The sequence below is a fragment of the Brevundimonas guildfordensis genome (genome assembly GCF_014836405.1).
GTDB lineage: Bacteria > Pseudomonadota > Alphaproteobacteria > Caulobacterales > Caulobacteraceae > Brevundimonas > Brevundimonas guildfordensis.
Genome location: NZ_JACSQU010000001.1, coordinates 339665 through 363066 on the forward strand (window position 1 = coordinate 339665; position 23402 = coordinate 363066).

Annotated in this window: 24 protein-coding genes and 2 tRNA genes; 5 read left to right on the top strand and 21 right to left on the bottom strand. The window is 67.0% G+C overall.

The window, feature by feature from the left end:
* The first annotated feature begins 76 nt into the window (after nucleotides 1-76).
* Nucleotides 77-1144 (top strand): Mrp/NBP35 family ATP-binding protein, encoded by a 1068-nt coding sequence (locus tag H9656_RS01575; protein ID WP_191742539.1) that lies wholly within the window; start codon nucleotides 77-79, stop codon nucleotides 1142-1144.
* Here H9656_RS01575 and H9656_RS01580 read toward each other — a convergent pair.
* The 10 genes from H9656_RS01580 to H9656_RS01620 form a co-directional block, all read right to left on the bottom strand.
* On the bottom strand, nucleotides 1141-1461 hold the full coding sequence (locus tag H9656_RS01580; RefSeq protein ID WP_191742540.1) for a YbjQ family protein: 321 nt from the start codon (nucleotides 1459-1461) through the stop codon (nucleotides 1141-1143). The genes H9656_RS01575 and H9656_RS01580 overlap by 4 nt on opposite strands.
* A gap of 17 nt (nucleotides 1462-1478) precedes the next feature.
* Entirely contained in the window at nucleotides 1479-2006 is a 528-nt protein-coding gene (locus H9656_RS01585) for a dihydrofolate reductase (protein WP_191742541.1), read from the bottom strand.
* Nucleotides 2007-2061: 55 nt separating this feature from the next.
* Complete coding sequence (locus tag H9656_RS01590; RefSeq protein WP_191742542.1) at nucleotides 2062-2733, bottom strand: aquaporin; 672 nt, start codon at nucleotides 2731-2733, stop codon at nucleotides 2062-2064.
* Nucleotides 2734-2823: 90 nt separating this feature from the next.
* Nucleotides 2824-3123 (bottom strand): nucleoside triphosphate pyrophosphohydrolase family protein, encoded by a 300-nt coding sequence (locus tag H9656_RS01595; RefSeq protein ID WP_191742543.1) that lies wholly within the window; start codon nucleotides 3121-3123, stop codon nucleotides 2824-2826.
* Nucleotides 3124-3130: 7 nt separating this feature from the next.
* The gene (locus H9656_RS01600) at nucleotides 3131-3988 is read right to left on the bottom strand and encodes a thymidylate synthase (protein WP_191742544.1); all 858 of its coding nucleotides are present in this window, start codon (nucleotides 3986-3988) and stop codon (nucleotides 3131-3133) included.
* A 119-nt stretch (nucleotides 3989-4107) separates the two neighbouring features.
* Nucleotides 4108-5055: an SH3 domain-containing protein gene (locus H9656_RS01605; protein ID WP_191742545.1), complete on the bottom strand. Its 948-nt coding sequence runs from the start codon at nucleotides 5053-5055 to the stop codon at nucleotides 4108-4110.
* A gap of 97 nt (nucleotides 5056-5152) precedes the next feature.
* Complete coding sequence (locus H9656_RS14050; RefSeq protein WP_225212184.1) at nucleotides 5153-5611, bottom strand: hypothetical protein; 459 nt, start codon at nucleotides 5609-5611, stop codon at nucleotides 5153-5155.
* 21 nt (nucleotides 5612-5632) lie between these two features.
* Complete coding sequence (locus tag H9656_RS14055) at nucleotides 5633-6418, bottom strand: hypothetical protein (RefSeq protein ID WP_225212185.1); 786 nt, start codon at nucleotides 6416-6418, stop codon at nucleotides 5633-5635.
* A gap of 90 nt (nucleotides 6419-6508) precedes the next feature.
* A complete protein-coding gene (locus H9656_RS01615; protein ID WP_191742546.1) occupies nucleotides 6509-7057 on the bottom strand; it encodes a DUF924 family protein in 549 nt (182 codons plus the stop codon).
* Nucleotides 7058-7131: 74 nt separating this feature from the next.
* Nucleotides 7132-7208: transfer RNA gene (locus H9656_RS01620), tRNA-Pro, on the bottom strand.
* Between the two features lie 217 nt (nucleotides 7209-7425).
* Here H9656_RS01620 and H9656_RS01625 point away from each other — a divergent pair.
* Nucleotides 7426-7499, top strand: a tRNA-Gln gene (locus H9656_RS01625).
* A 169-nt stretch (nucleotides 7500-7668) separates the two neighbouring features.
* Here the strand turns inward: H9656_RS01625 and H9656_RS01630 are convergent.
* The 9 genes from H9656_RS01630 to H9656_RS01670 form a co-directional block, all read right to left on the bottom strand.
* A complete protein-coding gene (locus H9656_RS01630) occupies nucleotides 7669-8082 on the bottom strand; it encodes a TIGR01244 family sulfur transferase (RefSeq protein WP_191742547.1) in 414 nt (137 codons plus the stop codon).
* 32 nt (nucleotides 8083-8114) lie between these two features.
* Nucleotides 8115-9266 (bottom strand): amidohydrolase, encoded by a 1152-nt coding sequence (locus tag H9656_RS01635; RefSeq protein WP_191742548.1) that lies wholly within the window; start codon nucleotides 9264-9266, stop codon nucleotides 8115-8117.
* An 84-nt stretch (nucleotides 9267-9350) separates the two neighbouring features.
* Nucleotides 9351-12017 carry a methionine synthase gene (gene metH / locus H9656_RS01640; RefSeq protein WP_191743714.1) on the bottom strand — a complete coding sequence of 889 codons (2667 nt, stop codon included), beginning with the start codon at nucleotides 12015-12017 and terminating at the stop codon, nucleotides 9351-9353.
* Nucleotides 12018-12201: 184 nt separating this feature from the next.
* Nucleotides 12202-13278, bottom strand: coding sequence for a homocysteine S-methyltransferase family protein (locus tag H9656_RS01645; RefSeq protein ID WP_191742549.1), 1077 nt, complete (start codon nucleotides 13276-13278; stop codon nucleotides 12202-12204).
* Nucleotide 13279: 1 nt separating this feature from the next.
* Nucleotides 13280-14233 carry a methylenetetrahydrofolate reductase [NAD(P)H] gene (gene metF / locus H9656_RS01650; protein WP_191742550.1) on the bottom strand — a complete coding sequence of 318 codons (954 nt, stop codon included), beginning with the start codon at nucleotides 14231-14233 and terminating at the stop codon, nucleotides 13280-13282.
* Complete coding sequence (locus H9656_RS01655) at nucleotides 14233-15195, bottom strand: ArsR/SmtB family transcription factor (protein ID WP_191742551.1); 963 nt, start codon at nucleotides 15193-15195, stop codon at nucleotides 14233-14235. Before H9656_RS01655 ends, metF begins: the two co-directional genes overlap by 1 nt.
* A gap of 135 nt (nucleotides 15196-15330) precedes the next feature.
* Entirely contained in the window at nucleotides 15331-16260 is a 930-nt protein-coding gene (locus H9656_RS01660) for a 2-hydroxyacid dehydrogenase (RefSeq protein ID WP_191742552.1), read from the bottom strand.
* Between the two features lie 94 nt (nucleotides 16261-16354).
* Entirely contained in the window at nucleotides 16355-18022 is a 1668-nt protein-coding gene (gene ettA / locus H9656_RS01665) for an energy-dependent translational throttle protein EttA (protein WP_191742553.1), read from the bottom strand.
* Between the two features lie 125 nt (nucleotides 18023-18147).
* Nucleotides 18148-18759: a TIGR02466 family protein gene (locus H9656_RS01670; RefSeq protein ID WP_191742554.1), complete on the bottom strand. Its 612-nt coding sequence runs from the start codon at nucleotides 18757-18759 to the stop codon at nucleotides 18148-18150.
* Nucleotides 18760-19034: 275 nt separating this feature from the next.
* On the opposite strand from H9656_RS01670, the gene rplM reads away from it, so the two are divergent.
* The 3 genes from rplM to argC all read left to right on the top strand — a co-directional run bounded on the left by rplM (nucleotide 19035) and on the right by argC (nucleotide 21037).
* Nucleotides 19035-19511 (top strand): 50S ribosomal protein L13, encoded by a 477-nt coding sequence (rplM, locus tag H9656_RS01675; RefSeq protein WP_191742555.1) that lies wholly within the window; start codon nucleotides 19035-19037, stop codon nucleotides 19509-19511.
* Nucleotides 19512-19513: 2 nt separating this feature from the next.
* Nucleotides 19514-20002, top strand: a complete 489-nt coding sequence (gene rpsI / locus H9656_RS01680; protein ID WP_024354145.1) for a 30S ribosomal protein S9 — start codon at nucleotides 19514-19516, stop codon at nucleotides 20000-20002.
* A gap of 99 nt (nucleotides 20003-20101) precedes the next feature.
* Nucleotides 20102-21037, top strand: a complete 936-nt coding sequence (argC, locus tag H9656_RS01685; protein ID WP_191742556.1) for an N-acetyl-gamma-glutamyl-phosphate reductase — start codon at nucleotides 20102-20104, stop codon at nucleotides 21035-21037.
* 19 nt (nucleotides 21038-21056) lie between these two features.
* On the opposite strand, the gene H9656_RS01690 is transcribed toward argC, so the two are convergent.
* The gene (locus tag H9656_RS01690; protein WP_191742557.1) at nucleotides 21057-21434 is read right to left on the bottom strand and encodes a hypothetical protein; all 378 of its coding nucleotides are present in this window, start codon (nucleotides 21432-21434) and stop codon (nucleotides 21057-21059) included.
* Nucleotides 21431-23401, bottom strand: a complete 1971-nt coding sequence (gene phaC / locus H9656_RS01695; RefSeq protein WP_191742558.1) for a class I poly(R)-hydroxyalkanoic acid synthase — start codon at nucleotides 23399-23401, stop codon at nucleotides 21431-21433. Before phaC ends, H9656_RS01690 begins: the two co-directional genes overlap by 4 nt.
* Nucleotide 23402: the final 1 nt, after the last annotated feature.

The following is a 23402-nucleotide window of genomic DNA, read 5'->3' on the forward strand; positions in this document are numbered from 1 at the left end:
GCGAACGGACGCTTAGGGCGATAGAACGCCTGTCACCGGCCCGGCAAGTCCGTCGGGTCTTCAAGGAGTCTTCATCGTGACTGACCGCGCCGCCGTTCTCGCTGTCCTTGACGCCGTGACCGACCCCAGGTCGGGGCAGGGGCTGGCGACCGCCGGGCTGGTGCAGGGCCTGGTGGTGGCCGACGGGCGCGCGGGCTTCGTCATGGAGGTTCCCGCCAGGGAGACGGCGCTTTACGCCCCGGTGCGCGATGCGGCCGAGGCGGCGCTGAAGGCCATGCCGGGCATGGAGCGGGTGTCGGTCGTCCTGACCGCCGAGGCCGTGACCGCCGCGCCGCGCCGCACGGCCGGACTGTCGAAGGCGGCGACGGATCAGGGGCGCCCCAAGGCGCCGGTTCCGACCGAGCGCCCGGGCCATGTGAAGCGCGTTCTGGCCGTGGCGAGCGGCAAGGGCGGGGTCGGCAAGTCGACGGTCTCGGTCAATCTGGCGGCGGCGCTGGCGGCGCGCGGCCTGTCGGTCGGGGTGCTGGACGCCGATGTCTATGGGCCGTCTCTGCCGACCATGCTGGGAGTCTCGGGCCAGCCCGCCTATGAGGACGGGGCGATGGTTCCGCACGTGGCGCACGGACTGAAGGCCATGTCGGTGGGCCTGCTGACCAAGGCGGAGGACGCCATGATCTGGCGCGGGCCGATGGCGTCGCAGGCCATCAATCAGATGCTGACCCAGACGCGCTGGGGCACGGCCGAGGCGCCGCTGGATGTTCTGGTCATCGACCTGCCGCCCGGCACAGGCGACGTGCAACTGACCCTGATCCAGAAGACGCCGCTGGATGGGGCGGTCATCGTCTCGACGCCGCAGGAAGTGGCCCTGGCCGACGCGCGCCGGGCGCATACCCTGTTCGAGAAGGTCGGCGTGCCTACGCTGGGCTTGATCGAGAACATGAGCGGCGAGGTGTTCGGGACCGGCGGCGCCGAGGCCGAGGCGGCGCGTCTGGGCGCGCCCTATCTGGGCGACCTGCCGCTGGACGGGGCGCTGCGCCGGGCGGGCGACGCCGGCAAGCCCCTGGTCGCGGACGAGCCTGAGGGCGATGTGGCCCGTCGCTTCGACGCGATTGCGGCCAGGGTCGCGGCCGTCTTAGGCCTCTAGGCGGGCTCGACCACCACGGCGGTGCCGTAGGCGAGCACCTCAGTGACGCCCGGCATGATCTCATTGGCGTCGTAGCGCATGGCCAGGATAGCGTTGGCGCCCAGGTCCTGCGCATGGGCGATCAGGTCGTCATAGGCTTCCTGACGCGCCGCCTCGGCCAGTTTGACGTAGGCGCCGACCTTGCCGCCGATCATCGACTGGACCCCGCCGATGGCGTCGGAAACGAAGTTGCGCGAGCGCACGGTGATGCCGCGCACCACGCCCAGCTGGCGCACGATGCGATGACCGGCCAGGTCATTGGTGGTGGCGACGATCATGCGGAGCTCCTTGAGGTTCAGTGGCGGTCCAGAACGGTGAAGGCGAAGGCGTGGTCGTCCTTTTCGCCCGGCTCGTGCGGTTCGAACGCTGTGCGGACGAAGGCGGTTTCGTCAAACGACGGGAAGACGGCGTCGCCTTCCGGTTCGGCCTCGACCTCGGTGATGTACAGGCGTCTGGCGCGCGGCAGGGCGGCGGCGAATATGGCCGTGCCGCCGATGACGCAGACCTCGTCCATGCCGTCGTCGGCCGCTTGTTCGCGGGCGATGGAGAGGGCTTCGTCCAGCGTTGAACAGACGACGGCGCCCTTGGCCAGGCCCGCCTCGGCGTAGGATTCATCCTTGGTCAGGACGATGTTCAGCCGTCCGGGCAGGGGGCGTAACGGAAGGCTCTCCCAGGTCTTGCGGCCCATGATGCAGGGCTTGCCCATCGTCACCGCCTTGAAGCGCTGCAGGTCCGAGCGCAGTCGCCAGGGCAGGTCGCCGTCCCGGCCGATGACGCCATTGCGGGCGCGGGCGACGACAAGGGCGATGTGGGGCAGGGCCAAGGCGGTTCTCCGGAGCGAATCGGGAGCGACGCGACGCCGCTCCCGTTCGTAGGAGTTAGGCGTCCGGCTCGAGCAGTTTCAAGCGGAAGAACAGACCGCCGATCACTGCGCCGATGGCCGGAGCGACGAAGAAGACCCAGACTTGGCTCAGGGCCTGACCCCCAGCCAGCAGCGCCGGGCCGAAGCTGCGCGCCGGGTTGACCGAAACGCCTGTCACCTGAATGCCGACGATGTGGATGACCGCCAGGGTGATGCCGATGGCCACGCCCGCGAAGGCGCCGTGGCCCTTGGCGCCGGTCACGCCCAGAATGGCGATCAGGAAGATGGCGGTGGCGACGATCTCGAACGTCAGCGCCGCCTGCAGGCCGTATCCGCCAGGCGATCCGGCGTCGAAACCGTTCTGGCCCAGGCTGGCGAAGCCGGTCTTGGCGATCATGCCGATGATGGCCGCCCCGATGATCGCGCCGATGAACTGGGCGATCCAGTAGAGGACCATGTCCTTGGCCCCCATGCGCCCGGCGACGAAGGCGCCCAGGCTGACGGCGGGATTGACGTGGCACCCCGAGATCGGCCCGATGCCGTAAGCCATGGCGATGATGGCGAAGCCGAAGGCCAGGGCGATGCCCAACTGTCCGACGTGATCGAACCCGCCCAGCACGGCTGCGCCGCACCCGAACAGCACCAGAACCAGCGTGCCGACGAGTTCGGCCGCGAACTTCTTGATCATGGAACCCTCCCGTTTCCAGTCACCGCCTGAGAGCGGATCGGGGGAGGTTGCGCTTAAACCCGAAAGTTCGCCAGACGCCGTTACGCGAGTTTACGTTTCGGTCCTGAGCCAGCTCAGCCATTTGCGCTGCATAGCGGCGTTCAGGTCGACGCCGGCGCGGTCGCAGTAGATTAGCAGCATGCCCAATACGTCCGCCGCCTCATCGGCCAGGGCCTGAGCGTCGGCGGCGCCGCGCGCCCTTTGGGTCAGACGCAGATGCTCGGCGGTCAACTCGCCCAGCTCTTCCTGCAGCTTCAGCAGGGCCCAGTCGCGGTCGCGGTCGATGTCGTGCTCGCGCGCATAGATGTCGGAGATGCGCAGCACATCCGCCTGCAGGTCGGTCAGCTTCATGCGGGGATCAGACGGCGACGGCGGCCTTGATGTGCGGCCAGGATTGGTAGTCGTTCAGCACGAAGTCCGACATCTCGAACCCGAACAGGTCGGTCTTGTCCGCCACGCTCAGGGTCGGCAGCGGCAGGGGGGCGCGGCTGAGTTGCAGCTCGGCCTGCTCCAGGTGGTTCAGATACAGGTGGGCGTCGCCGAAGGTGTGGACGAAGTCGCCCGGCTCCAGCCCGACGACCCTGGCCAGCATATGCGTCAGCAGGGCGTAGGAGGCGACGTTGAAGGGCACGCCCAGGAAGACGTCGGCCGAGCGTTGATATAGCTGGCAGCTCAGCTTTCCGTCGGCGACGAAGAACTGGAACAGGCAGTGGCAGGGCGGCAGGGCCATGTCGTCCACGTCGGCCGGGTTCCAGGCGCTGACGATGTGGCGGCGGCTGTTGGGATTGGTCTTCAGCCCGTGAACCAGCTTGGCGATCTGGTCGATGCTCGAACCGTTGGGGGCGGCCCATGAGCGCCACTGCTTGCCATAGACGGGGCCCAGGTCGCCGTCGGTGTCGGCCCATTCGTCCCAGATGCTGACGCCGTTGTCCTTGAGCCAGGCGATGTTGGTCTCACCGCGCAGGAACCACAGCAGTTCGATGAAGATCGACCGCGTGTGCAGTTTCTTCGTCGTCAGCAGGGGGAACCCCTTGGACAGGTCGAAGCGCATCTGACGCCCGAAGACGCCCAGCGTGCCGGTGCCGGTGCGGTCATCGCGCCGCACGCCGTTGTCGAGGATGTCTCGCAGCAGGTTCAGATACTGCCATTCGGGATGGTCGGCGGGCGCGGCCGCCGTGCGGGCTTGCAGGTCTGCGATCTGGACGGCGGCGTTCATTCCCTAAGGATGCCGCTGATTCTCTCCGGAGGGCAGGGGCCTGATTCTCTTGCTCACAGAAAAGAGGAAGCGCCCGCCGATCACTCGGCGGGCGCTCTCAGTTTTTAGGCGTTCGGCTTTTACTTGCCGGGCGCGAGGCGTTCGTTCTGGACCCAGCCGACGTTGTCGTTGTCGTCCATGACTTCCCACCAGGCGCCGTCGCGGTTGCCGGTGGGGTAGAGGCGCAGGCCGACCGGCAGGGCGCGGACGACCGAGCCGCCGCTGGGCGCCGAGCGCAGGGTCGCGGCTTCCTGGACCGTATAGCTCTGGATCGGCGCGGCCTGGGCCGCCGAGCCGCCCTCCAGCCCGCCCATCTGGGTCACCATGTCGGTGTAGGCCTGGATGAAGGACTGGGCCACGATGCGGCCGATCTCGGTGTTTTCATAGCTGCCGCCGCCCAGGGCGCCCGCGCCGAAGCCTGCGGCGCCCGCGCCCCAGCTCATGTCGCGCTTGGAGGCGTAACCTTCGGTCACCAGCTCGGTTTCCGAGGTGCGGACGTTGGTCAGCGACAGGACCGTATTGGCTTCCATGTTGCGCGTGCGCATGCCGCCGACGATGGCGCCGGCGCGGCCGCCCAGGGCGGCGCCGGCCAGACCCGCCAGGGCGCTGCCGCCGGTGTTGTCATTCTGGCTGGCGATCTCGCCGACCAGCACGTAGTCGGCCGCGCGCACCTGGCCGCCGCCGACGTTGGAGCCGCGCTGCAGGTCGCCGCCCGAAGCCAGTTCGCGCTCGCGCTGGGCGACGCTCATGCCCGTGCCGCGGTCGACCAGGGTGAAGCAGCCTGAACGCTGGATCACGACGCGCAGCAGGCTTTGCGGCGGCGAAAGCTGCAGTTCGCGCCAGTAGCTGGACTGGCCGTCGGCGATGGTGATCGAGCCGAGGCTGGCGCGACAGCGCGGGATCTGCGCCATCTGGGCGTCTTGGGTGCGCTGCGCGCCGCTGCGGCGAGCCTGCGCCTCTGAAGCGGTCGGCAGGGCCGAGGCCGCTATCAGTGCGGCGAGGGCAGGGGCGATAATGCCGGTCTTCAAAACACGATCTCCTGGTTTCTGTCAGCTTCAGGCCCCGCGCCGACGCGCGGCGGGCTGAGAACGCCGTAGCAATACGGTCGAGCTAAGGGAACCTTGTTTATCGATCGGCGGTCAGGCGGTCTTGCTGCAGCCAGCCGATGTTGTCGTCTGCGTCCAACACTTCGATCCACTGGCCATCGGTCGTTCCGGTCGGAAACACCGTGGCGTCGGCCGCCAACGGCCGGATGGCGTCGCCATCGGGCGCCGTGCGCAGAACGGTCGGCAGGGCCAGTCGACGGCTGGACATGGTCGCACCGGCGTCGGCGCGGCGCCGGGCCTCTTCTTCCCGCCGGATTTCTTCGCGCAGACGGCGGCGTTCTTCTTCGCGCGCGCGATCAAGACGCTCCTGTTCGCGGCGCTCAGCCTGAGCCTTGCGGGCGGCTTCGGCTTCGCGCTCCGCGGCGGCGGCGCGAACCGCCTCGCGATTGGCCAGCGTGACTTCAGGCGTCTGGGAGCCCGTGCCGCCCAGGCTGGTTACCAGATCGGCGTATCCGCGAACCAGGGCCAGGGCGATCACCTTGCCCTCATCCTGGCTTTCCTACCCGGCGCCGACGCGGCCGTTGAAGTGATTGTCGCGGATGCGAAGGCCGCGCAGCTCGTCCTTGTTGGCCACGGCGCGCGCACTGCCGACGGTTTCGGCCAGAGGCACGCTCGCCAGCGAAAAGACGATCTGGGCGTCTTCCTTGCCGCGGCCGATGTCCTTTCTCAGGTCGCCAATCCGCTCAACCGTATTGGCGTTCAACGCCTGGGTCTGACCGCCCTGCTGGCCGCCAAGAGCGCTGCCGGCCATGTTCATGGCCGCGTTCATGGCCTGCATCTGCAGAGGGTTGAGGCCGCCCTCTGCGCCCAGTCCGCCCAAACCGCCGCCGAGATCGCCGCCCGTCGCCGCGGCCAGGCCGGCGGTGAGCAGCGCGCGGCCGCCGACCGCCGCCAACGATCCAAGCAGCCCGGAGCGACGATCGCTCTCTGTCGATTCAATGGGGTTCGCCAGTTCGGCGACCAGGACGAAGTCGGCTGTGCGGATGCGCGCGGCGCCGCCCAGGTTCCGCTCGCGCTCGACCAGGTCCATGCCCGGCCCGCGCTCGATCAAGGTGAAGCAGCCGGAATCGCGGATGACGGTGCGCAGCAGTTCCGTTGGCGCGCCCAGACCCATTTGATCGAACAGGACGCCCTGGGTCTCGGCGATCGCTACGGTGCCCAGGTTCTGGGTGCAGCGCGGGGATTGATTGATGACCTGGGCCGTTTCGGCGTTGTTCCGGCGGCCGAAAATCTGCGCCTCAGCCGGGGAGGCCGAAGTGGCGAACAGGGCCGAGATTGCAGTCAAGGCGAGCGCGGAGCGATACATTATGGAACAGGCCGACAGTGAGAAACCGGCCCGCCCTTAGCTTTGCCGTAACAGCAAAGCAATCAATGCCTAGCCCGAAAACCCGCCCGCGCTGAGGAAGGCCGCTTCCTCGGGGGAGGTCGCGCGGCCCAGGCAATCATTTCTGTGGGGGAAGCGCCCGAAGCGGGCGATGATGTCGCGGTGGATCACGGCGAATCTGTAGGTCTCCGCCTCGGTGGCTTCATCCAGCAGCGTCAGCAGCAGGTCCTGGTCCTCCAGCGACTCGGAGTGCATCAGCGGCATCAGCATGAAGGGGCGCAGTTCGGGCGCAACCTGGCGATCATAGCCGCGCTGGACCGCTTCCTTCGTGAGGGCGACGGCCAGGGGGTCGGTGGCGAACATATGGGCGGTGTCGCGAAAGGCGTTTCGCGGCAGCTGATCCAATAGGATGATCAGAGCCAGGGCGGCGTCAGGCGTCTCGAGCCATTGATCAAGCTTGCGCGCAGCGGCCGCGAAATGGCTGCCGCGGCACAGCTCGGTGAACGCGTGGTCGAAGGCGGCGTCCTTGGCGAACCATTTTTCAGGACCGGAGTCGGTCCAGAAGGCGATGACTTCGGCGGGGGTCAGAACTTGGGTCATGCCGCCAGCCTAGCAGCAGAGCGCCAGCAGGCGCGACCTTGCGCTGGCTCTGTCTTCGCAATGTAAGGAAGAAATGGTCGGAGTGGCAGGATTCGAACCTGCGACCCCCGCGTCCCGAACGCGGTGCTCTACCAGACTGAGCCACACTCCGACTTTCGCAATCAGGCGATCCGTGGGCCGCCGCTTGCGTCGAGGAGGGGGCTTATAGCCATGCCGACCGGCCCTCGCAAGCGGGTAAATGAGCCTCTTGGAAAATCTCTTGGGTCGATGAAAATTCTTCTGTTTTCAGGTGTTGCATCCCAGAAAGCCTTGGCGTATCTCACCGCTCCTCGCCGCGACGCACTGCGACGGCGGGAACACCGGACCGCTGGGGAATGGTGTAATGGTAACACTACGGTTTTTGGTACCGTCATTCTAGGTTCGAGTCCTAGTTCCCCAGCCATCGTCCGATAAGGGTTGAGCGCGCTACGCGCCCCCTTTGAGGTTCAGGCCTTTTTTCCATCCGCTTACGACAGGCACGGCGACGTCGCGCGCCTCGGTCGAGGCAGCCGAGGGCGCCCTGAGTTTCGGCAGGGCGCCGCTTCTTGGCGTCGATGCGGCTCGGCCGGCCCTCAGCCTTCGAGGCGGGGACCAAGCGGCGAGACGTCATACCCAGCGGCGCGGGCCGAGGCGATGATCTCCTCAGCCGGACGTTCGCCCGCCTGCGACAGGGCCCACATGAAGGTCGTGCGCGTTCCCGAGCGGCAGTAGCCGAGAATGGGCTGGGGCAGTTCGGCGAGCGCCGCCTTGAAGCGTGCGACGTCGTCGGGCGCCATGGCCATGCCGCGGATGGGGATATGGACGAAAGGCAAGCCCGCGGCCTCAGCGGCCGCGCGAATGTCTTCGGTCATCGGTTGACCAGGCTCCTCGCCGTCGGGGCGATTGGAGATGATGGCGCGATAGCCTTGGGCGGCCGCCGTCGGAACCTCTTCGGGGAGAATCTGCGGCGAGACGTGCAGGCGGTCTTCCAGGGGGCGGATGTCCATAAGTCGGGTCTCCGGTTCGAGGATGTGAGGTTCTAGCCCAGCCGATCTTCCACAATGCGGGCGAAGATCGAGGAGGCGACGGGCAGGACGGCGTCGTTGAAGTCGTAAACCGTCTGGTGGACCATCGGCCCGCCCTGGCCGAAGAACATATAGGCCCCCGGCGCGTGCTGGAGCATGTAGGCGAAGTCGTCGGTGAACGGGTACGGTTTCAGGTCGCGCAGCACCTTGTCCTCGCCCAGCACCGTAGCGCAGGCGTCGGCGGCGATGCCCGCCTGGGCCGGTGCGTTGATGCAGGGCGGTACGCCGGCGATCTCGGTCACGGTCAGGGTGCAGCCGGTCATCCGGCCGACGCCTTCGCAGATGGCGTGAAGCTGGTTCCACATGACTTCGATCACCTCAGGCGAGGTGGCGCGCAGGGTGCCCGCCAGGCTGGCTTCGTGCGGGATGACGTTGTGCGACGCGCCCGCCTGCAGCTTGCCGACGGTGAACAGGGCCGGCTCCATCGGATCGACGTAGCGGCCGATGATGGACGAAATTTCCGAAGCGACGCGCACCGCGGCCTGCAGCGGGTCCTTGGTCCTGTGCGGGGCGGCGCCGTGGCCGCCGACGCCCTGGATATCGATTTCCCAGATCTTGTAGCCGTTCAGGGTCGCGCCGGGGCGCACCGCCGCCTCGCCGAACGGCAGCAGGGGCATGTTGTGATAGGCGTAGATTTCGTCGCACGGATAGCGGTCGAACAGGCCGTCGTCGATCATGGCCTTGGCGCCCAGGCCGTTCTCCTCGGCAGGCTGGAAGATCAGAACCACGCGGCCGCGGGCAGGCGGGTTGGCCGCCAGGTAACGGGCGACGCCCAGCAGGGTGGCTGTGTGGCCGTCGTGACCACAGGCGTGCGAGACGCCGGGCTTGGTCGAGACGTGATCAGCGCCGCTGTCGTCGTTCATCGGCAAGGCGTCCATATCGGCGCGCAGGCCAATGGACGGGCCCGGCTCGCGTCCCTGAACCACCGCCACGACGCCCGTGCCGCCGATGCCGCCTTCGGGCGACAACCCCATTTCCGCCAGGGCGTCGAAGACGACCTTCGCTGTGCGGCTTTCCTCGCCGGACAGCTCGGGATGGGCGTGGATATCCCGGCGCCAGGCGGTCATGTCCGAGGCGAGGGCGGCGAGGGCGGGCAGGGGCTTCATAGGGCAGGCATCCGACGAACGAGACTACGTCGGCATCCTAGCACCCCTGAGCCGTTCGGGACATGGCGGCCCCCGGTCGCGGGGTCAGGCGGCGTCGTCTCGCGCGATAGGTGCCGGGTCGTAGTTCAGGATCGGCGCCAGCCAGCGCTCGGCCGTCGCCGGGTCCCAGCCCTTGCGCGCCGCGTAAGCCTCGATCTGGTCGCGGTCGATCTTGCCGACGCCGAAATAGTGGCTGCCGGGATGGCCGAAGTAGAGGCCGCTGACCGAGGCCGGGGGCGTCATGGCGAAGGATTCCGTCAGGGTCATCCCGGCGTTGTTCCCTGCGTCCAGCAGGCGGAACAGCGTCGCCTTTTCCGTGTGGTCGGGCTGGGCCGGATAGCCGGGGGCGGGGCGGATGCCCTGATACTTCTCCTCGATCAGGTCCTGCACTGACGTCTGCTCGTCGGCGGCGTAGCCCCAGAGTTGGGTGCGAACCTCCTTGTGCAGGCGTTCGGCGAAGGCCTCGGCCAGACGGTCGGCCAGGGCGGTGGCCATGATGGCGGAGTAGTCGTCGCCCGCCGCCTTGAACTCGGCGGCTTTTTCCAGCTCGCCATGCCCGGCGGTGACGGCGAAGGCGCCCAGGTAGTCGGCGCCGTCTTCGGCCACGAAGTCGGACAGGCACAGGTTCGGCTTGCCGTTGGACTTCTTGATCTGCTGGCGCAGGCCGTGGAAGCGGGCGGCTTCGGTCGTGCGGTTCTCGTCGGTCCAGACCACGACGTCGTCGTCGCGGGCATTGGCGGGCCAGAAGCCGACGACGCCCTTGGCGGTGAACCACTTCTCTTCGACGATGCGCTTCAGCATTCCTTGCGCGTCGCGGAACAGGTCCTGCGCCGCCTCGCCGACGATCTCGTCCTCAAGGATCAGCGGATAGCGGCCGATCAGCTCCCAACTGGCGAAGAAGGGCGTCCAGTCGATGTGGTCAGCCAGGTCCTGCAGATCCCAGGCGTCATAGGCGCGCACGCCGAGGAAGGACGGCGCCGGGGCGGGACGTTGCGCCTCCTCCGGCCGCCAGCGGTTGTCGCGGGCCTGGTCCAGGGTGGCGCGGGCCTTCACTTCCTGCCCACGGGCGTATTGCTCGCGGATGCGGATGTATTCGTTGCGGGTGGCCGCCTCGTTCTTCGCCTTGTCGGTGGGGGAGAGAAGGCCCGAGACGACGCCGACCGCCCGGCTGGCGTCGATGACATAGGTGGTCGAGCCCTTGCGATAGTTCGGCTCGATCTTCACCGCCGTATGGGTGCGGCTGGTGGTGGCGCCCCCGATCAGCAGGGGAATGTCGAAGCCGCGCCGCTCCATCTCGGCAGCCACGAAAGTCATTTCATCCAGCGACGGCGTGATCAGGCCCGACAGGCCGACGATGTCGACCTTGTGCTCGATGGCGGCGTCCAGGATGCGGTCGGCCGGGACCATGACGCCCAGGTCGACGACCTCGTAGTTATTACACTGAAGCACGACGCCGACGATGTTCTTGCCGATGTCGTGGACGTCGCCCTTGACCGTGGCCATCAGGATCTTGCCCGCGGCCTGCCGTTCCTGACCGGCCTTTTCGGCCTCCATGAAGGGTTCGAGGTGGGCCACGGCCTGCTTCATCACCCGCGCGGACTTCACCACCTGCGGCAGGAACATCCGGCCCGAGCCGAACAGGTCGCCGACCACGTTCATGCCGTCCATCAGCGGGCCTTCGATGACGTGCAGCGGGCGCTCGGACGCCTGACGGGCCTTTTCGGTGTCCGCGACGATGTAGTCGGTGATGCCGTGGACGAGGGCGTGTTCGATGCGTTTGGCGACGGGGGCGTCGCGCCATCTTAGATCGACTTCTTTGACCGCGCCCTTTTCGCCCTTGTAGCGGGGGGCCATGTCGACCAGCCGCTCGGTGTTGGACACGTTCGTCCGCTGGGGCCGGTTGAGGATCACGTCCTCGACGGCTTCGCGCAGTTCGGCGTCGATGTCGTCATAGACGGGCAGGTCGCCCGCATTGACGATGCCCATGTCCAGACCGGCGTTGATGGCGTGGTACAGGAAGACGCTGTGGATCGCCCGGCGCACCGGCTCATTGCCACGGAAGCTGAACGAGACGTTCGACACCCCGCCCGAGACGCGGGCGTGGGGCAGGGTGGCCTTGATGACCCGCGTCGCCTCGATGAAGTCGACGGCGTAGTTGTCGTGCTCCTCGATCCCCGTCGCGATGGCGAAGATGTTGGGGTCGAAGATGATGTCCTCGGGCGGGAAGCCGACCTCGTTCACCAGGATGTTGTAGGCGCGGGTGCAGATCTCGATCTTGCGCGCGGCGGTGTCGGCCTGGCCCACCTCGTCGAAGGCCATGACCACCACGGCGGCGCCGTAGCGTAGACACTGGATGGCGTGGTGGCGGAAGGCGTCCTCGCCCTCCTTCATCGAGATCGAGTTGACGATCGGCTTGCCCTGAACGCACTTCAGCCCCGCCTCGATCACCTCCCACTTGGAGCTGTCGATCATGATCGGCACGCGGGCGATGTCGGGCTCGGCCGCGATCAGGTTCAGGAAGGTGCGCATGGCGGCGGGACCGTCCAGCAGCCCTTCATCCATGTTGACGTCGATGACCTGGGCGCCGGCCTCGACCTGCTGGCGCGCGACCGACAGGGCGGCGGGATAGTCGCCCGCGATGATCAGTTTCTTGAACTTGGCCGAGCCGGTGACGTTGGTCCGCTCGCCGACGTTGATGAAGACAGGACGCATCAGCACGCACCAAAGGCAGTCCTTCTCCCCTTGGGGGAGAAGGTGTCATGCAGCGCATGACGGATGAGGGGTAGGGTTCCGCAGGCTGAACGGCTGAGGGTGAGCGCGTTGTGGGCGGTCCCCTCATCCGACCGCTTCGCGGCCACCTTCTCCCCCGAGGGGAGAAGGAAAGAGCAGCACGTGATCACGACGCCAACTCAAACGGTTCCAGGCCCGCCAGGCGCAGGGCGACGGGGCGCTCTGGCACAGCGCGAGGGGGCACGTCCGCGACCTCGTCGGCGACGTGGCGAATGTGGTCGGGGGTGGTGCCACAGCAGCCGCCGACGATGTTGACCAGGCCCGACTGCGCCCATTCCTCAAGGAAGTGGGCCGTCTCGTGCGGCTGTTCGTCATACTGGCCCATGGCGTTGGGCAGGCCCGCGTTGGGGTAGGCGCTGACCAGGGTGTCCGCGACACGGCTCAGCTCGGCGATGTGCGGCCGCATCAGCTCGGCGCCCAGGGCGCAGTTGAAGCCGACGGCGAAGGGCTTGGCGTGGCGGATCGAGTTCCAGAAGGCTTCGGCCGTCTGGCCGCTCAGCGTCCGGCCCGAACGGTCGGTGATGGTGCCCGAGATCCACAGGGGCAGGGGCTCCAGCCCCTCGTCCTCCAGATCCTTAATCGCCTTGATGGCGGCCTTGCAGTTCAGGGTGTCGAACACCGTCTCGATCAGGAAGATGTCGACGCCGCCGTGGTGCAGGGCGCGGGCCTGCTGCTTATAGGCCTCATAGACCTCGTCATAGGTGACGGCGCGATAGCCGGGGTCGTTGACGTCGGGGCTCAGCGACAGGGTGCGGTTGGTCGGACCGATGGCGCCGGCGACGAAGCGGGGCTTGTGCGGTTCCTTCGCGGTCCAGCGGTCGGCGACCTCGCGCGCGATGCGGGCGCCCTCAAAGTTCAGGTCATAGACCGCGTCCTCAAGCCCGTAGTCGGCCTGGGCGATGGTGGTCGAGGAGAAGGTGTTCGTCTCTGAAATATCCGCTCCGGCGGCATAATAGACGTCGTGCAGGTCGGCGATGATGTCCGGCCGCGTCAGGATCAACAGGTCGTTGTTGCCCTTCTGCGGGTGGTTGTGCTGACGGAAGCGCTCGCCGCGGAAGTCCTCTTCGGTCAGGTCGCGGCGCTGGATCATCACGCCCCAGCTGCCGTCCAGCACCAGGATTCGCTCTTTCGCCGCCGCGTGCAGGGCGGCGATGCGTTCGGCGCGGGTCAGGGGGGAACTCATTTTACGCAACAGCCTTGGTTTCACGCACGCCCAGGACCCGGCAGATCGCATAGACCAGCTCGGCCCGGTTCAGGGTGTAGAAGTGGAAGTCCGAAAAGCCCTCTTCCTGCAGGCGGGCGCAGGTCTCGGCGGCGATGGAGGCGGCCAGCAGCTTGCGCGTCTCCGGGTCGTCGTCCAGCCCGTCGAAGTGACCCGCCAGCCAGTCGGGCAGGGCCGCGCCGCACGCCGCCGTCATCCGCTTCAGACCCGCGAAGTTGGACACCGGCATGACGCCGGGGATCAGGGGAATGGTCACCCCCGCCGCCCGCACCCGATCGCGGAAACGCAGGAAGGCCTCGATGTCGAAGAAGAACTGCGTCACGGCGCGCGTGGCGCCTGCGTCCACCTTGGCTTTCAGCACCTCGATGTCGTGGTCGATCGACGGGCTTTCCGGGTGCTTTTCCGGATAGGCGCCGACTGTGACCTCGAACCCGCCGATGCGGCTGAGGGCGGCGGTCAGTTCGGTGGCGTTGGCGTAGCCGTCGGCGCGGGGCGTATAGGCGCCGCCGATCCCCGCCGCGCCCGGCGGATCGCCGCGCAGGGCGACGATGTGGTCGACGCCGATGGCCTTGTAGCCTTCGATAACCTCATCGACCTCGGCGCGGCTGGCCTCGACGCAGGTCAGGTGGGCGGCGGGGCGCAGGGTGGTTTCGCTGATGATGCGCTGGACCGTGCGGTGGGTCCGCTCGCGCGTCGAGCCGCCCGCGCCATAGGTGACGGAGACGAAGGCCGGGTTCAGCGGCTCCAGCCGCCGGATGGCCGACCACAGATTGGCCTCGGCCGCGTCGGTCTTGGGCGGAAAGAACTCGAAGGAGACGTTGACGGCGTTGCGGTTGGAACCGGCGCGGGCGACCGGGCCCAGCGGCGACAGCAGCAGAGCGCGGGCCTCGGCCAGATTCAGGACAGTGCGGGCCATCAGGCGGTCTTTCGCGCGGTCTGGACGACGCGTTCGCCGGTCCAGATGTGGACGGTCAGGCCCTCGGTGTCGGGGGGCAGGGCGATGGGGGCCGACGGCGTCAGGCCGGCTTCCTCAAGCCATTCGCGAATTTCCGCGTCGGCGAATCCCAGGCGACGGTGCTGATGCGCCTCGCGCAGGTGTTCGAAGGCGTGCGGGGCGAAATCGACGATCAGCAGCTTGCCGCCGTCTGACACCACCCGCGCGGCCTCGGCCACGGCGGCGGCTGGATCGGCCAGGTAGTGCAACACCTGGTGCACGATCACCAGGTCGGCGCTGGCGGGGGGCAGCCGGGTCGAGAAGATGTCGCCGTGGCGCAGCTCGACCTTATCCAGGCCGGCCTTGGAGACATTGGCGCGGGCGATGTTCAGCATGTTCTGGCTCAGATCGAGCCCGACCGACATCTTCGCCTTCTTGCCGAACAGGGTCAGCATCCGGCCCGAGCCGGTGCCCAGGTCGACGACTCGCTGGAACGGGCCGGGGCCGGCGGCGCGCTCGACCGCCGCCTCGACGGCGCTCTCGCAGACGTAGAGGCTGCGCATCTTGTCCCACTGCGGCGCGACCTGTTCGAAATAGCGCGCGGCGTCGATGGCGCGCTCCTTGCGCACTTCGTCCAGACGGCGGTGGTCGGCCTCGCCCTCGCCGTCGTCCAGCAGGTCCAGCACCGTGTCGATCAGCCGCCGCGCCTGGGCGTCATGCGACAGGCGGTAGAAGACGCGCGCGCCGTCGGGGAAACGCTCGATCAGACCGGCGTCGGCCATCAGCTTCAGATGGCGCGAGACGCGCGGCTGGCTCTGGTCCAGAACGCGCGACAGCTCCATCACCGACAGTTCCTCCGCAGCCAGCAGAGACAGGACGCGCAGGCGGGTCGGTTCGCCGGCGGCGCGTAGGGCTTCAACAGTCTGGTCAGCGGTCAAGGTCATAGGTCGTATAAAGATATCCTTATACGCTTATGCAAGCAAAATCTGGTCGCGCGCGTCCGCCAGCTGCCGAGCGCAGGCACGGATCGTTCTTCTTGCGTCTGAAATCAGGGTCGAGAGCGCCTCAAGGAGCAAATCTCAGTCTGCGACAGGCGTCTTAAGCGGCTCGTTCGCAAAGTGGGCGGACAGGTTCTGCAGGAGCAGCATCAACATGCCCTGCACCGCTTCGGTCGTGGCGCCGCCGGTATGAGGCGTCAGGACGGTATTGGGCACGCCCGCCCAACGCGCCGCGTCGGTCGGCTCCTCGGCGAAGACATCCAGGGCCGCGCCGCCCAGATGGCCGTCCTTCAGGGCGGCGATGACGGCGTCCTCGTCCACCAGTTGTCCGCGCGCGACGTTGACAAGCAGGCCCGATGGTCCGAGCGCCTCGATCACTTCGGCCGAGATCAGGCCCCGGTTGCTCTCGTCCGCCCGGCAGGCGACGACAAGAATGTCCGAATCGCGGGCCAGGGCGATCAGGCTGTCGGCACGCGGCCAAGCGGCATCCTTGGCGCGCGGGCCCCACCAGCGGACATCCATACGCATGACCGCGGCGCGCCGCGCCACCGCTTCGCCGATGTGGCCCAGGCCGACGACTCCCAGTCGCTGGCCGCCCAAGGAGGTGGTGATGCTGCGGCTCGACAGATCCCATTCGCCCGCGCGGACCGCGCGGTCGCCTTCGGCGATCTGGCGGCGTGAGGCGAGGATCAGGCCGATGGCATGGTCGGCCACGTCCTCATGGTTCACGCCGGGCGCGTGGGTGACGGGCAGGCCCCGCGCGTGGCACCACGCGACGTCGATCCCGTCGTAGCCGGCGGTGAAGCAGGCGATCAGGGACAGGTTGGGCAGGCGCTCGATCAGCGCCTTGTCGAGCTCGAACTCGCCGGCGACGATCAGGGCGCGAATGTCCCCGGCGGCCTCGATCGGCGGGCCTTCCCAGAAGCGATAGACGTCATAGGCGCCTTCCAGGAAAGCGCTCAGCGGGGCCAGATGCCGCTGCATGATCAGGACGGCGGGACGCTGGGTCATGAGCGCAGACTATCCCGCTTTCGCCAGAGCGCCAGCCCAAAGCAAAACGGCCCCCCGATTGCTCGGAGGGCCGCTTGTCAGTCTGTCCCCTAGATCAGCGGCCGAACTTCTGGTGCTGGATGCGCTTGGGAATGATGCTGTCCGCGCCCAGGCGACGCATCTTGTCCTGTTCGTAGGCTTCGAAGTTGCCCTCGAACCATTCCACATGGCCGTCGCCTTCGAAGGCCAGGATGTGGGTGGCCAGACGGTCCAGGAACCAGCGGTCGTGGCTGATGACCACGGCGCAGCCGGCGAACTCTTCCAGAGCCTCTTCGAGGTTCTGCAGGGTCTCGATGTCCAGGTCGTTGGTCGGTTCGTCGAGCAGGATCAGGTTGCCGCCGGTGGCCAGGGTCTTGGCCAGGTGGACGCGGTTGCGCTCACCGCCCGACAGTTGGCCGACCTTCTTCTGCTGGTCGCCGCCCTTGAAGTTGAACGAGCCGACATAGGCGCGGGTGTTGATCTCGCGCTTGCCGACCATCATCACGTCGGTGCCGCCCGAGATGGCCTGCCAGATGGTGTCGTCCGGCTTCAGGTCGTCGCGCGACTGGTCGACGTAGGCCAGCTTGACCGTCTCGCCGACCTTGATGGTGCCGCCGTCGGGCTGTTCCTGGCCGGTGATCAGCTTGAACATGGTCGACTTGCCGGCGCCGTTGGGGCCGATGACGCCGACGATGCCGTTGGGCGGCAGCTTGAAGTTCAAGTCGTCGAACAGGACCTTGTCGCCATAAGACTTCTTCAGGCCGGTCACTTCCAGAACGACATTGCCCAGACGCGGGCCGGGCGGGATCTGGATGGCGGCGAAGGACTGAGCCTTGGCGGAGTTCTCCTGCTCGGCGACCATCTTCTCATAGGCGGCCAGACGGGCCTTGGACTTGGCCTGACGGGCCTTGGCGCCCGAGCGGACCCATTCCAGTTCGCGGGTGAGGGCGCGCTGGCGGGCTTCGGATTCCGACTGCTCCTGCACGACGCGCTTGGTCTTGGCTTCCAGCCACGAGGAGTAGTTGCCCTCGTGCGGGTGGCCCTTGCCGCGGTCCAGCTCCAGCGTCCACTTGGTCACCAGGTCCAGGAAGTAGCGGTCGTGGGTCACCAGGATGACGCAGCCGGGGAAGTTCTCCAGGTGGTGCTGCAGCCAGGCCACCGACTCGGCGTCCAGGTGGTTGGTCGGTTCGTCGAGCAGCAGCATGTCCGGCTTGGACAGCAGCAGGCGGGCCAGCGCCACGCGGCGCTTTTCACCGCCCGACAGGTTGGTGACTTCCCAGTCGTCCGGCGGGCAGCGCAGGGCGCCCATCGCCTGATCGATGCGGCTGTCGATGTCCCAGACGTCGCCGGCGTCGATCTTCTCCTGGAGGGCGGTCATCTCCTCCATCAGCTCGTCGGTGTAGTTCTCGCCCAGCTCATTGGCGACTTCGTTGAAGCGGTTGACCCACTGCTTCTCTTCACACCAAGCCTCGACGTTCTGGCGAACGTTCAGGGCCGGATCCAGCTGCGGCTCCTGCTCCAGATAGCCGCGCTTGACGCCATCGGCGGCGCGGGCCTCGCCCTGGAACTCGTGGTCCAGGCCGGCCATGATCTTCAGCAGGGTCGACTTACCCGAGCCGTTGACGCCGACGACGCCGATCTTGGCGTCGTTGTAGAAGCTGAGCCAGATGTTCTCGAAGACCTTCTTGCCGCCGGGATAGGCCTTGGTCAGGCCCTGCATCTGGAAGATATATTGCTGCGCCATGCGTCGCGTCGCGCCTTTGATTCAGTGCGGATGGGAAGTTGCCGGGGGATGTAGCGACCCCGAAGGCTTTGGGCAAATCTTCGGACCTCGACGCGGCTTTTCAATGGCGGCGTCGGTGCCCCGCCTCAGGCGTAGTTGAAGCTGATGGATATCCGCTGTTCGTCGGCGCGGTTGGCGGGCACTTCGTGGCGCAGCCAGCTTTCCCACATCAGCACCGTGCCGGGTGCAGGCTTCAGATAGACGAAGGGCTGTTCCGCCTCGCTGGCCTCGGCGGTCAGGCCGGGGCGGGCCATCATCATCGCCAGGCGCGGGTCCTCGATCTTCAGCGACGAGGCGCCGTCGGGCACATGGATATAGAGGGTGCCGGACAGTACGGCGTGGGGGTGGATGTGGCCGGTATGGCCGCCGCCGGGCATCAGGACATTGACCCACAGATTGTCGAGCCGCAGCTTTTTCGCCAGGTCGAAATGCAGGCTCTGGGCGAACGCCGCAGCGTGCTTGTCCAGCAGCTTCTTCAGTTCGGCGAACTCGGGAAAGCGCTGAGGCAGGTCGTTGATCGAGCCGTAGGAGGTATAGCCCGGATAGTGGTTGGCCCGGCACCACTCGATCCCGGCCTCGTCCTCCTCCGCCATGACCAGGCACAGATCCAGCAGCTCCTCGTGCAGTTCGCTCCACCCGCGCGCCGAGGCGAGGGAGGCGTCGTACACCTGGGTCGGGAAAAGGGATCGAGAGGGCATGGCCCGCGATTACCGCGTCTGGATTCGTGCGAGAAGACGAAAACCGCTGCGAGGGGCGGGCAGGGCGGTGTTTTCCGGCCTCTCGGCAGCTTCTTTCCGGCAAAACCGGTCGGGTATTTTAATACCAACTATAAATAGATCAGGTTTTTCAATGAATTGACTCGTTTTGTGCGTTGAAGTTGGCGTTGACCTCTGCGTGCGGACCCTCTATCAGCACGGCCTCCGCTCAATCCGTCCGGATCGAGCCGCGTTTTTCGTCTTCCAGGACCCTCATCATGCTGAAGAGCACTACGGCTTCGCTGAAGCCGGCCGAGGTCGAGAAGAAGTGGATCCACATCGACGCCGAAGGCGTCGTGGTGGGCCGCCTCGCGACCTTCATCGCCAACCGCCTGCGCGGCAAGCACCTGCCGACCTACACCCCGCACGTTGACTGCGGCGACTACGTCGTCGTCACCAACGTCGACAAGGTGGTGTTCACCGGCAAGAAGAACACCGACAAGATCTACTATCGCCACACCGGCCACCCGGGCGGCATCAAGCAGACGACCCCGGAAAAGGTCCTGGGCGGCCGTTTCCCCGAGCGCGTGCTTGAGAAAGCCGTCGAGCGCATGCTGCCCAAGGAGTCGCCGCTGGCTCGCAAGCAGATGACCCACCTGCGCCTGTTCGCCGGCGCTGCGCACGACCACGAAGCCCAACAGCCGACGACCATCGACTTCAAGTCGATGTCGTCCAAGAACACCCGGAGCGCCTGAGCATGACCGACGTGACTCAAGACACCGCCGCCGGCTTTGACGCCCTGAAGGGCCTGGGCACCGCTGCTGCCGAGGAAATCGTCCGCGAGCCGAAGATCGACGCCCTGGGCCGTTCGTACTCGACCGGCAAGCGCAAGAACGCCATCGCCCGCGTGTGGGTGAAGCGCGGCACCGGCAAGATCACCGTCAACGGCAAGGACGTGGCTGCGTATTTCGCTCGCCCCGTGCTGCAGATGATGGTCGCTCAGCCGCTGAACGTTTCGGACCGCGCCACGCAGTACGACGTGATCTGCACCGTCGAAGGTTCGGGCCTGTCGGGCCAGGCCGGCGCCATCCGCCACGGCCTGTCGCACGCCCTGACCCACTACGAGCCGGAACTGCGCAAGGTTCTGAAGCCGCACGGCTTTCTGACCCGCGACAGCCGCGTCGTCGAGCGTAAGAAGTACGGCCGCGCCAAGGCGCGCAAGTCCTTCCAGTTCTCGAAGCGCTAACTCGCGACCGCGAGTGGGAATACAAAGGGCGCTTCGGGGAAACCCGAAGCGCCTTTTTCTTTGTCCGCCTTGTCGGATAAGGACGTCCAGGAGCACCAGATGACCCACACCATCTTCATCGACGGCGAGGCCGGAACCACGGGGCTGGAGATCCGCGAGCGTCTGGAGGCGCGCGGCGATCTGGAGTTGATGCTGCTGGGCGACCGTCGTCGCGATGTCGAGGCGCGGCGCGAGGCGCTGAACAGCGCTGATGCGGTTATCCTGTGCCTGCCTGACGATGCGGCCCGTGAGGCCGTGTCGATGATCGAGAATCCGGCGGTGCGGGTCATTGACGCCTCGACCGCCTATCGTGTGGCGGATGGCTGGACCTATGGTTTCGCCGAGATGGATGCGGACCAGCGCGCAGCCATCGCCGCCTCTACGCGGGTGTCCAACCCTGGCTGCTATCCGACCGGCTTCATCGGCCTGATGCGACCCTTGGTGAAAGCGGGACTGGTCCCGGCCGACTGGCCCGTCACGATCAATGCGGTGTCCGGCTATTCCGGCGGCGGCAAGGCCATGATCGCCGAGTTTGAAGCTGAGGGCGCATCCACCGCCTTCCGCGCCTATGGCCTGACACTGAAGCACAAGCATGTGCCGGAAATGACGAAGCACGCGGGCTTGTCACGTCCGGTGCTGTTTTCGCCCGCCGTGGGGAACTATCGCCAGGGGATGCTGGTCGAGGTGCCGCTGCACCTGTCGGCCCTGCCGGAAACGCATTCGGTCGAGCGGCTGCACGGCGCCCTGGTCGAGGCCTATGAGGGGCAGCGTTTCGTAGAGGTCGCCGAGGTCGACGAGACCGAAGCCATGACCGGCATCGAGCCCGAGGGCCTGAACGGCACCAACCGAATGCGCCTGCACGTGTTCGGCGATCGCGGCGGGGAGCAGGCGCGTCTGGTCGCCCTGCTGGACAATCTGGGCAAGGGCGCCTCGGGCGCGGCGGTTCAGAACCTCAACATCATGCTGGGTCTGGACGAGGCGACCGGCCTCAAGTGAGGCCGGCCCGGGCGGGCGATCAGCGCGCCCGCGCCGCCTTGACGGCCGACTCCACCGTCCCGCCGAAGAAGACGGCGGCGATGATGATCAGCAGGCCGTAGTCGTGTCCCGGAAAGACCAGCGGCACGCCTGCCGCCAGGATGATCAGCGCCGGAAACAGGCTGGCCCAGACGGCGGTCGAAGCGGCGTGAGGGTGGATCATCGGCGGGCGCTGCATGCCCATCCGCCTCGCCATCAGCCCGTTCAGCGGCACGAAGGCCGCCGGCACGATAATGGCGATCGCCAGATACTTCACCAGTTGGCCCGGCGCTCCGAACAGGGTCGCCGTTGCGATCAGCAAGATCAGCGGAATGGCCGTGCTGATCGCCAGCAGCAGGTTAGGCTCGATACGCTTCAAGACTTTACTTTCACATAGGCGCCGGGCGCCGGTTCAATAGGCTTCAGCGGCCCGGTTTTGGGATCGCGAGCGGCGATCTTTTCGCCGGACTTCGCGCCCAGCCAGTCGGCCCAGTGCGACCACCAGCTGCCGGGATGCTGTTCCGCCTCCGCTTGCCACTCCTCAAGCGTTTCGGGAAGGGCGGCGTTGATCCAGTGCTGATACTTGTTGGCGGACGGCGGGTTGATGACGCCCGCGATGTGGCCCGATCCGGCCAGCGTATAGGTCACCGGCCCGCCGAACAGCCGCGCCGAGCGATAGACCGAGTTCATCGGCGCGATGTGGTCCTCGCGGCTGGCCTGGAAGTAGAGGGGGATGCGGACCTTCGACAGGTCGATGGCCTCGCCGTCGATCTTCAGTTCGCCCTTCGCCAGGGCGTTCTGGCCGTACATCTGACGCAGATACTGCAGATGCAGCCGCTTGGGCATCCGCGTCTGGTCGGCGTTCCACGCCAGAAGGTCGAAGGCGGGCGGCGCCTTGCCCATCAGATAGTTGGACACGAAGAAGGACCAGATCAGGTCGTTGGCGCGAAGAGCGTTGAAGGTGTCGGCCATGGCCGTGCCGGGCAGGACGCCGCCGGCCTCGTCCATCATCCGCTCGATCTCGGCCAGCCAGTGCTCGTCGGTGAACAGCAGCAGGTCGCCCGCCTCGGCGAAGTCGTGCTGGGCGGCGAAGAAGGTGGCCGAGGCGACGCGGTCGTCGCCCTTGGCCGCCATGTGCGCCAGGGTGGCGCCCAGCATGGTGCCGCCGATGCAATAGCCGACGGCGTTCAGATGCTTCTGGCCGGTCTGCTCCAGCGTCTTCTCGACGGCGCGATAGACGCCCTTCTTCATATAGTCGTCTAGCCCGAACTCGGCCTTGTCGCGGTCCGGGTTGACCCACGAGCAGACGAAGACGGTGAAGCCCTGCGCGCTCAGCCAGCGGATCAGGGAGTTCGCCGGCTGCAGGTCCATGATGTAGAATTTGTTGATCCACGGCGGGAAGATCAGCAGCGGGATGGCGTGCTGCTGCTCCGTCGCGGCGTCGTATTGGATCAGTTCGAACAGTTCGTCGCGCCAGACGACCTGGCCCGGCGCTGTGGCGACGTTTTCGCCCAGGACGAAGCGGCCGTAGTCAGCCTGGCTGATCTTCAGGGACCCGGCGCCGCGCTCCAGATCGGCGGCGAAGTTCTGCATTCCCCGCACCAGGGATTCGCCGCTGGTCTCGGCCAGGGCCTTCAGCGCCACGGGGTTGGACGCCAGGAAGTTGGCCGGAGAGAAGGCGTCGGTCAGCAGGCGGGTGAAGAACTCAGCCCGGCGCTTCACGCGCGGGTCCACATCCTCGACGCTGGAGACCAGGCTGTTCATCCAGTCCGAGGTGGCCAGATAGGACTGGCGCATCATGTCGAACATGGGGTTTTCGGACCATGCCGGGTCGCGGAACCGCTTGTCGGAAGGGGCGGGGGTGTCGACTGCCTCGCCCATCGCCCGGCGGGTCGTGGTCGACCACAACTCCATATAGCGGCCGAACAGATCGGCCTGGGCCTGAAACAGCTTTTCGGGGCGGGCGGCCAGACTGGTCATGACCGAGGACATGGCCGGGGCCACATTGAACGGGTCGGGCGACAGGGCGGCGGGGCGGTCGGCTTGCGACAGGGCCGCCTCGGCTACCGCCGTCTGCGCCATCATCGCCGCCTTGGCGAGATTCAACGACAGGGTCTCCAACTGCTGACGCTGTTCGGCGCTGAAGGCCATGAAGTCGGGCGAGGAGGCGGGGGCTTCGTGCTGCGGCGTCGGTTCCGGGGCGGGCGCCGGTTGCGGCTGTTCATGCGGTGCAGCGGCCTTCTTGGCGCGCGGCTTGGCCGAGGTCGGGCGGCCGGCCTTGCGCGGCGCGGGCGCGTCGGCAGGCGCCGTCGGCTGGAGCGGGGCCTTGGTCGGGCGCTTGGCCATG

Excerpts from the sequence above, each read along its gene's own strand:
- H9656_RS01580 (WP_191742540.1), bottom strand. The coding sequence starts at position 1,461 with ATGATCGTCGCCACCACCAATGACCTGGCCGGTCATCGCATCGTGCGC.
- H9656_RS01590 (WP_191742542.1), bottom strand. The coding sequence starts at position 2,733 with ATGATCAAGAAGTTCGCGGCCGAACTCGTCGGCACGCTGGTTCTGGTG.
- H9656_RS01595 (WP_191742543.1), bottom strand. The coding sequence starts at position 3,123 with ATGAAGCTGACCGACCTGCAGGCGGATGTGCTGCGCATCTCCGACATC.
- H9656_RS01600 (WP_191742544.1), bottom strand. The coding sequence starts at position 3,988 with ATGAACGCCGCCGTCCAGATCGCAGACCTGCAAGCCCGCACGGCGGCC.
- H9656_RS01615 (WP_191742546.1), bottom strand. The coding sequence starts at position 7,057 with ATGACCCAAGTTCTGACCCCCGCCGAAGTCATCGCCTTCTGGACCGAC.
- H9656_RS01630 (WP_191742547.1), bottom strand. The coding sequence starts at position 8,082 with ATGGACATCCGCCCCCTGGAAGACCGCCTGCACGTCTCGCCGCAGATT.
- H9656_RS01635 (WP_191742548.1), bottom strand. The coding sequence starts at position 9,266 with ATGAAGCCCCTGCCCGCCCTCGCCGCCCTCGCCTCGGACATGACCGCC.
- metH (WP_191743714.1), bottom strand. The coding sequence starts at position 12,017 with ATGCGTCCTGTCTTCATCAACGTCGGCGAGCGGACCAACGTCACCGGC.
- H9656_RS01645 (WP_191742549.1), bottom strand. The coding sequence starts at position 13,278 with ATGAGTTCCCCCCTGACCCGCGCCGAACGCATCGCCGCCCTGCACGCG.
- metF (WP_191742550.1), bottom strand. The coding sequence starts at position 14,233 with ATGGCCCGCACTGTCCTGAATCTGGCCGAGGCCCGCGCTCTGCTGCTG.
- H9656_RS01655 (WP_191742551.1), bottom strand. The coding sequence starts at position 15,195 with ATGACCTTGACCGCTGACCAGACTGTTGAAGCCCTACGCGCCGCCGGC.
- H9656_RS01660 (WP_191742552.1), bottom strand. The coding sequence starts at position 16,260 with ATGACCCAGCGTCCCGCCGTCCTGATCATGCAGCGGCATCTGGCCCCG.
- ettA (WP_191742553.1), bottom strand. The coding sequence starts at position 18,022 with ATGGCGCAGCAATATATCTTCCAGATGCAGGGCCTGACCAAGGCCTAT.
- H9656_RS01670 (WP_191742554.1), bottom strand. The coding sequence starts at position 18,759 with ATGCCCTCTCGATCCCTTTTCCCGACCCAGGTGTACGACGCCTCCCTC.
- rplM (WP_191742555.1), top strand. The coding sequence starts at position 19,035 with ATGCTGAAGAGCACTACGGCTTCGCTGAAGCCGGCCGAGGTCGAGAAG.
- rpsI (WP_024354145.1), top strand. The coding sequence starts at position 19,514 with ATGACCGACGTGACTCAAGACACCGCCGCCGGCTTTGACGCCCTGAAG.
- argC (WP_191742556.1), top strand. The coding sequence starts at position 20,102 with ATGACCCACACCATCTTCATCGACGGCGAGGCCGGAACCACGGGGCTG.
- phaC (WP_191742558.1), bottom strand. The coding sequence starts at position 23,401 with ATGGCCAAGCGCCCGACCAAGGCCCCGCTCCAGCCGACGGCGCCTGCC.